7 protein-coding genes, 2 tRNA genes and 1 pseudogene are annotated in these 5,921 nt (G+C 65.8%); 6 read left to right on the forward strand and 4 right to left on the reverse strand.

Features of this window, described 5'->3' with window-relative positions; genetic code table 11:
* The first annotated feature begins 404 nt into the window (after positions 1 to 404).
* On the forward strand, positions 405 to 677 hold the full coding sequence (locus VGG53_RS22145) for a WGxxGxxG family protein (protein WP_331520267.1): 273 nt from the start codon (positions 405 to 407) through the stop codon (positions 675 to 677).
* Between the two features lie 70 nt (positions 678 to 747).
* Here the strand turns inward: VGG53_RS22145 and VGG53_RS22150 are convergent.
* Both VGG53_RS22150 and VGG53_RS22155 read right to left on the reverse strand, forming a co-directional pair.
* Positions 748 to 820 (reverse strand) — tRNA-Arg (locus VGG53_RS22150).
* Between the two features lie 77 nt (positions 821 to 897).
* Positions 898 to 988: transfer RNA gene (locus tag VGG53_RS22155), tRNA-Ser, on the reverse strand.
* Between the two features lie 143 nt (positions 989 to 1,131).
* Here VGG53_RS22155 and VGG53_RS22160 point away from each other — a divergent pair.
* Entirely contained in the window at positions 1,132 to 2,205 is a 1,074-nt protein-coding gene (locus VGG53_RS22160) for a pyridoxal phosphate-dependent aminotransferase (RefSeq protein WP_331520268.1), read from the forward strand.
* Positions 2,206 to 2,221: 16 nt separating this feature from the next.
* Entirely contained in the window at positions 2,222 to 2,701 is a 480-nt protein-coding gene (locus VGG53_RS22165; protein ID WP_331520269.1) for a DUF4334 domain-containing protein, read from the forward strand.
* On the opposite strand, the gene VGG53_RS22170 is transcribed toward VGG53_RS22165, so the two are convergent.
* Positions 2,698 to 3,291: a TIGR03086 family metal-binding protein gene (locus VGG53_RS22170; protein WP_331520270.1), complete on the reverse strand. Its 594-nt coding sequence runs from the start codon at positions 3,289 to 3,291 to the stop codon at positions 2,698 to 2,700. The genes VGG53_RS22165 and VGG53_RS22170 overlap by 4 nt on opposite strands.
* Positions 3,292 to 3,314: 23 nt before the next feature.
* On the opposite strand from VGG53_RS22170, the gene VGG53_RS22175 reads away from it, so the two are divergent.
* The 3 genes from VGG53_RS22175 to VGG53_RS22185 are packed head-to-tail and all read left to right on the forward strand — an operon-like array spanning position 3,315 to position 5,510.
* A complete protein-coding gene (locus VGG53_RS22175) occupies positions 3,315 to 4,139 on the forward strand; it encodes a crotonase/enoyl-CoA hydratase family protein (protein ID WP_331520271.1) in 825 nt (274 codons plus the stop codon).
* Between the two features lie 37 nt (positions 4,140 to 4,176).
* Positions 4,177 to 4,365, forward strand: a complete 189-nt coding sequence (locus VGG53_RS22180; RefSeq protein ID WP_331520272.1) for a hypothetical protein — start codon at positions 4,177 to 4,179, stop codon at positions 4,363 to 4,365.
* A 38-nt stretch (positions 4,366 to 4,403) separates the two neighbouring features.
* Positions 4,404 to 5,510 carry a hypothetical protein gene (locus VGG53_RS22185; RefSeq protein WP_331520273.1) on the forward strand — a complete coding sequence of 369 codons (1,107 nt, stop codon included), beginning with the start codon at positions 4,404 to 4,406 and terminating at the stop codon, positions 5,508 to 5,510.
* 10 nt (positions 5,511 to 5,520) lie between these two features.
* On the opposite strand, the pseudogene VGG53_RS22190 reads toward VGG53_RS22185, so the two are convergent.
* A pseudogene (locus tag VGG53_RS22190) lies at positions 5,521 to 5,921 on the reverse strand (DUF222 domain-containing protein); the annotation flags it as partial.

Here is a 5,921-nt window from a genome sequence, read left to right on the forward strand (position 1 = left end):
GGCGAAGCGCTGGCCGCCGGGCAATTGGATGTTCCGGACGGCGGGGTCGCGCACTGGGAGCTACGGTCGGCATCCCCGGGCAGTATCCGCCCTGACGAAGAAGACCTCGTCGCCGATCTGATCGCGCACTGACGCTTCGGCGTTCACCGCTGATCGCTTGTCAATCCAGCGGTTCCGTCACCCGATGCTGAATCCGAGCCCATAGCGGTCGTGGCGATACCGAAGCTCGCCGAGCAGATCAGCATCGCCCGACGTTTAACCGGTACCGAATTGGGCAACACATACTCGGGCAACGCGGGGGCAATTCTTTGGCGCTGCCCATCAGCGGCTAGAGATCACTGGCCTGCGAATGGCGCTCGGCCATTCATTCGCATTACATCGAGCAGAACCTTTCAGGAGCAATCATGCGTAAGACCATTGCGACAATCTCTGCCACCGGGGCGCTGTTGTTTGCCGGTGCGGGCGTGGCCAACGCCACCGTGCTGGACGCACAAACGCCGGCGTCGACGACAACGACCTTGGCGGACAACACCACCAATGCCAACAACGAGCACAGCGACAAAACAGGGCTGTGGGGACTCCTCGGTCTCACCGGTCTGCTTGGGCTCGCGGGACTGAAGCGCCGCGACCACACAGACGCTAACCTCGGAACCACAACCCGCCGGCCCGGCGTCTAAACCCTTCAATTCAGCGTGGTCCCCGTCGGCAGCTCCAAAGCCGGCGGGGGCTTCGCTGATACAGCCAAAGCGCGCCCGAAGGGATTCGAACCCCCAACCTTCTGATCCGTAGTCAGATGCTCTATCCGTTGAGCTACGGGCGCCTGTGTTCAGTTATCTCATACCGTGTGGCGATCCGCTGCGCCCGGCTTCGCCGCGCTTGCGATCACCACATGTTGTGTGGCGGAGGCGAGAGGATTTGAACCTCCGGTCCCCGGTAAGGGGACAACTCATTAGCAGTGAGTCCCATTCGGCCGCTCTGGCACGCCTCCTTGAACTTTCTGAGGGTACCGGACTCCGCTCAGGCAACCCTGCGGGCCGGTAGCGGCCCGAGAGGGCCTGGCCATTGAGGTCAGCCGGGCTGCCGGAACCGCCGCGGAGCACAGCGTACACAGGCCGGACATATGCTGTCGAAATGACCGCCCGCCTTCGTCCCGAATTGGCCGAGCTGCCGGTCTACATACCCGGCAAAAACGTCCCGGGCGCGATCAAACTGGCCAGCAACGAGACCGTGCACGGCCCGTTGCCCAGTGTCCGGGCGGCCATCGAATGCGCGACCGATGCCATCAACCGATACCCGGACAACGGCTGCATCGAACTCAAATCGGCGTTGGCCAAGCACCTTAATTCAGGCCGGGTCGGCAGCGCCGGCGGCTGGGGACCCGAACACGTCGCCGTCGGCTGCGGCTCGGTGAGCCTGTGCCAGCAACTCATACAGATCACCTCGACGGCGGGCGACGAGGTGCTGTTCGGCTGGCGCAGCTTCGAGATCTACCCGCTCCAGGTCCGGCTCGCCGGTGCCAACGCCGTCCAAGTACCGCTCCGCGACCACACTTTCGACCTGCACGCGATGCTCGCCGCCGTCACTGACCGCACCCGGCTGATCTTCGTGTGCAACCCGAACAACCCCACCTCGACGGTGGTCGATCCGGACGCGTTGACCCGGTTCGTCGAGGCGGTGCCATCGCACATCCTGATCGCGATCGACGAGGCCTACGTCGAATACATCCGCGACGGCATGCTGCCGGATAGCCTCGCTCTGGTCCGCGACCACAGCAATGTCGTTGTGCTGCGCACGTTTTCGAAAGCGTACGGCCTGGCCGGCTTACGGGTGGGCTACGCGGCGGGCCACCCGGAATTGATCACCGCCATGGGCAAAGCCTACGTGCCGTTCACGACCACCAGCGTCTCGCAGGCTGCGGCCCTGGCCTCGCTGGACGCCGCCGATGAGCTGCTCGCCCGCACCGACGCGGTGGTCGCCGAGCGGGCGCGCGTCAGTGACGCGCTGCGGGCGGCCGGGTTCACCCTGCCGTCGTCGCAGGCGAATTTCGTCTGGCTGCCGCTGGGACCCCGCACCCTGGACTTCGTGGAGCGGGCCGCCGACGCACGCGTCGTGGTCCGCCCGTACGGCACCGACGGTGTCCGGGTGACGATCGGCGCACCGGAGGAAAACGATGCCCTGCTGCAATTCGCGCAGGGCTGGATCTAGATCAGAGGAGATCGCGATGAGTGATGCGTTGGCGCGCAAGAAGTTCACCGAGTTCCAGGAACGCACCGGCACGATCGACGACGCCGAACTCGACGACTACTGGGCGAGCCTGCCGCCGGCCACTGTCGACGGCATGCTCGGCGAATGGAAGGGCGGCGAATTCCTCACCGGCCACCGGATGAACGGACAACTGGACAAGGCGCGCTGGTTCGGCAAGACGTTCAAGTCGCCCGCCGACGTGCAGCCGCTGGTCTGCCTCGACGAGGACGGGAACCGATTCTCCAACGTCAAGATGGGCAAGGGTGAGGCCAGCCTGTGGCTGGAGGAATTTCGCGGCGAAGTCACCGCCACCATGGTGTACGACGGCCAGCCGGTTCACGATCACTTCAAGCGCGTCGACGACGACGCGGTGATGGGCATCATGAACGGCAAGGGCGTCGTCGACTTCCGAGATGGGGCTGGCCGCTACTTCTACTTCTATCTGGAACGCGTCTAGGTCCTTGCGGCCGGATCACGGCCGGTGAAGGCAACCAGTCGGTCGAGAGCCGGGGCGTGCTCGTCGATCTCGACGGGATCGCCGAACTCTCCGTTCGAGCGGCGCTCCGGGGTGATGATCTTTTCGGCCAATCCCAACACGTAGCTCGCCAACGACTCGGGGACATCCGCCGGGTATCCGGTGGCCGTCGCGTAGTCCCACCCGTGCACCAGCAAACCGAATGCCAGCAGGCTTGCCAAAACCCGCACGGGCGTCTCATTGCCGCGCCAGCTGACCGACCCGTCTAGTCCGTGACGACGATGAAAGCCATCCAGGGTGGGCCGGCCGACGGCAATGATCTGACGCTCGACGGTGTCGCCGGCGTTGCGTGGCGGCAGGTCGGCGTCCATCGCCGTGCCGATCGACGTGATCGTTTCGACCAGGTGATCGGTCAATTGAGCCACGTCGAATCCTTCGCTCGCCGTCGGCTTCGATAGGTCGTCGGGCGAAATCGGATGCACGATGTGCTGCAACACTCCCAGCGCTTGTTCGGCCGCGCGAAGTTCGTCGGTGGGCGGTGAGTCAGGTCCGGGCCGTAGGTCAGATGCCATGTAATCCACGGTACGGTCACGTCATGGGCGAGCCATATGAATCAGTCACCGTCGAGCACAAGGATCACGTCGCCCAGGTGACGTTGATCGGACCGGGCAAGGGCAACGCGATGGGGCCCGCCTTCTGGTCGGAGCTGCCCGAGTTGTTCGCCGCCCTCGACGCCGATCCGAACATCCGGGCCATCGTCCTCACCGGTTCCGGCCGCAACTTCAGCTACGGCCTGGATCTGCCGGCGATGGGCGGGACGCTGGCCCCGGTGCTGGCCGAGGGCGCGATGGCAGGCCCGCGCACCGAGTTCCACACCGAAGTGCTGCGGATGCAGCACACCATCAGCGCCGTCGCCGATTGCCGCACCCCGACCATCGCAGCGATCCACGGCTGGTGCATCGGCGGTGGCGTCGACCTGATCTCGGCAGTCGACATTCGCTACGCGAGTGCCGACGCGAAGTTCTCCGTCCGCGAGGTCAAGCTGGCGATCGTGGCCGACGTCGGCAGCCTGGCCCGGCTGCCGCTGATCCTGTCCGACGGGCACCTGCGCGAACTGGCGCTGACTGGCAAGGACATCGACGCGGCCCGCGCCGAGAAAATCGGCTTGGTCAACGACGTGTTCGACGACGCCGATGCCACCCTGCAGGCCGCGCACGCCACCGCCATCGAGATCGCCGACAACCCGCCGCTGACAGTCCGCGGCGTCAAGGATGTCCTTGACCAGCAACGGATTTCGGCGGTGTCGGCAAGTCTGCGTTATGTGGCGGCGTGGAACGCGGCGTTCCTGCCGTCGAAAGACCTGTCCGAAGGGGTCTCGGCCAGCTTCGCCAAACGCCCGCCGAAGTTCACCGGCGAATAGCGCGATTCGGCGTGCCCGCAGTGGGTAACCCCCGGGCATGTCTACTTACCGAGTGATCAATCCGCACGGCGACGTCGTCGACACCAAGGACATCGCCAGCGCCGATGATGCACACGCATGGTTCGTCGACGCCAAAGCGGACAACTCCGAACTCGGCTGGCGAATGGAAGTCGAGGTCGACGGTGACTGGCGATTCTTCGACGACACCGAAGGCGATCGGGCCTGACAGTTTGGCCACGGGGTTCGCGGGCAACCCGACTTGTTATGAATTCTGAACGCCTACGCCCGCTACTGTCCGCCCGCGGACCGTTCGCATCGGTGTATTTCGAGGACTCTCACGACACCGAGGACGCGAACGCCCAGCTCGAATTGAGATGGCGAGGTTTGCGCGAACAGCTCGAAGAACTGGGCGCCGAGGAATCGATGACCGTCGACATGGAGCGCGCTGTGCTGGATGCGCGGCCGCCGATCGGCCGTAGTGGCCGCGGAGTGGTTGCCGGCGCGGACGGCGTCCTCCTCAACGAGCACCTGATACGACCCACCGCTGCGCCCATCGTGCGACTCTCGAAGCTCCCCTACGTGATCCCAATCGTCGAGCACGGTTTTCAGGACCCGAGCTACCTGGTCGTCGCGGTCGACCACGCCGGCGCCGACATCACGGTTCACACCGGCGCCACCCGGCGCACCGAGACCGTCGGCGGTGGCGGCCACCCGGTACACAAGGCGTCGGGGGCCGAGAACGCCGGCTACGGCGATCCGCAGTTGCGCACCGAGGAGGCCGGACGCAAGAATCTGCGCGCGGTCGCCGACCGGATCGAACAGTTGCTCGGCGACGTCGGACCCGAGGTGGTTTTCGTGGTCGGCGAGGTGCGCTCACGCTCGGATTTCCTTGCGACGCTGCCTCATCAGGTCAAAGCTCTGGCGGTCGAACTGCAGGTCGGTGCCCGCCACAGCGGGCACGACTCCGACGAAGTGCACCAGGCCATCGAAGCCGTGTTGCTCAAGCGCCGGCTGGCGGCGATTGACGATGCCGCGCAGCGGTTTACCGCCGAGGTCGGCCGCCAATCCGGACTCGCCGCCGAAGGTCTCGGGCCGGTGTGCTCGGGCCTGCGCCAGGGCGCGGTGGAGACCCTGATCATCGGCGACATCGGCGAGGAGACAGTGGTCGCCGACGAGGACCTCACCACCCTGGCGCCGACCGCCGAGGTGCTGTCCGAGCAGGGTGCGGCACCGGCCCGCACGCTGCGCGCCGATGAGGCACTGCCGATGTTCGCGGTTTCGGTGGGCGCCTCGCTGGTCCGCACCGACGAGCGGATCGCGCCGGCCGACGGCATCGCCGCCGTGCTGCGGTATGCGCCGACTTTGCATTGACCGCAACGCTTTACGGCACCTCGTCGTCGCTGTCCGCGTTGTCTTGTAGGAGTTTTTCGGGGTGGTGGTGGGTGTTGGTGCGGGGTTGGCCGTGGTCGAGGTGGGCGGGTGGGATCCATTCGGTGTCGCCTCGGTGGTTTTTGCGGGTGGTCCAGCCGTGGTCGGCGAGTGTGTGGTTGGGGTGGCAGGTCAGGGCGAGGTTGTTGACGTCGGTGACGGGGTGGGTGGCGTAGGGGGTCGCAGTGGTGGGCTTGGCAGAGGTAGGCGGGTACGGTGCAGCCGGGGAATGTGCAGCCGCGGTCTCGTGCGTGCAGGACGATTCGCTGCGCCGGGGAGGCTAGTCGTTTGGTGTGGTAGAGCGCTAGGGCTGTGCCGTTGTGGAAGATGGCCAGGTAGTGGTGGGCGTGGGAG

The sequence above is a fragment of the Mycobacterium sp. genome, from assembly GCF_036490025.1.
GTDB lineage: Bacteria > Actinomycetota > Actinomycetes > Mycobacteriales > Mycobacteriaceae > Mycobacterium.

Excerpts from the sequence above, each read along its gene's own strand:
- VGG53_RS22145 (WP_331520267.1), top strand. The coding sequence starts at position 405 with ATGCGTAAGACCATTGCGACAATCTCTGCCACCGGGGCGCTGTTGTTT.
- VGG53_RS22160 (WP_331520268.1), top strand. The coding sequence starts at position 1,132 with ATGACCGCCCGCCTTCGTCCCGAATTGGCCGAGCTGCCGGTCTACATA.
- VGG53_RS22165 (WP_331520269.1), top strand. The coding sequence starts at position 2,222 with ATGAGTGATGCGTTGGCGCGCAAGAAGTTCACCGAGTTCCAGGAACGC.
- VGG53_RS22170 (WP_331520270.1), bottom strand. The coding sequence starts at position 3,291 with ATGGCATCTGACCTACGGCCCGGACCTGACTCACCGCCCACCGACGAA.
- VGG53_RS22175 (WP_331520271.1), top strand. The coding sequence starts at position 3,315 with ATGGGCGAGCCATATGAATCAGTCACCGTCGAGCACAAGGATCACGTC.
- VGG53_RS22180 (WP_331520272.1), top strand. The coding sequence starts at position 4,177 with ATGTCTACTTACCGAGTGATCAATCCGCACGGCGACGTCGTCGACACC.
- VGG53_RS22185 (WP_331520273.1), top strand. The coding sequence starts at position 4,404 with ATGAATTCTGAACGCCTACGCCCGCTACTGTCCGCCCGCGGACCGTTC.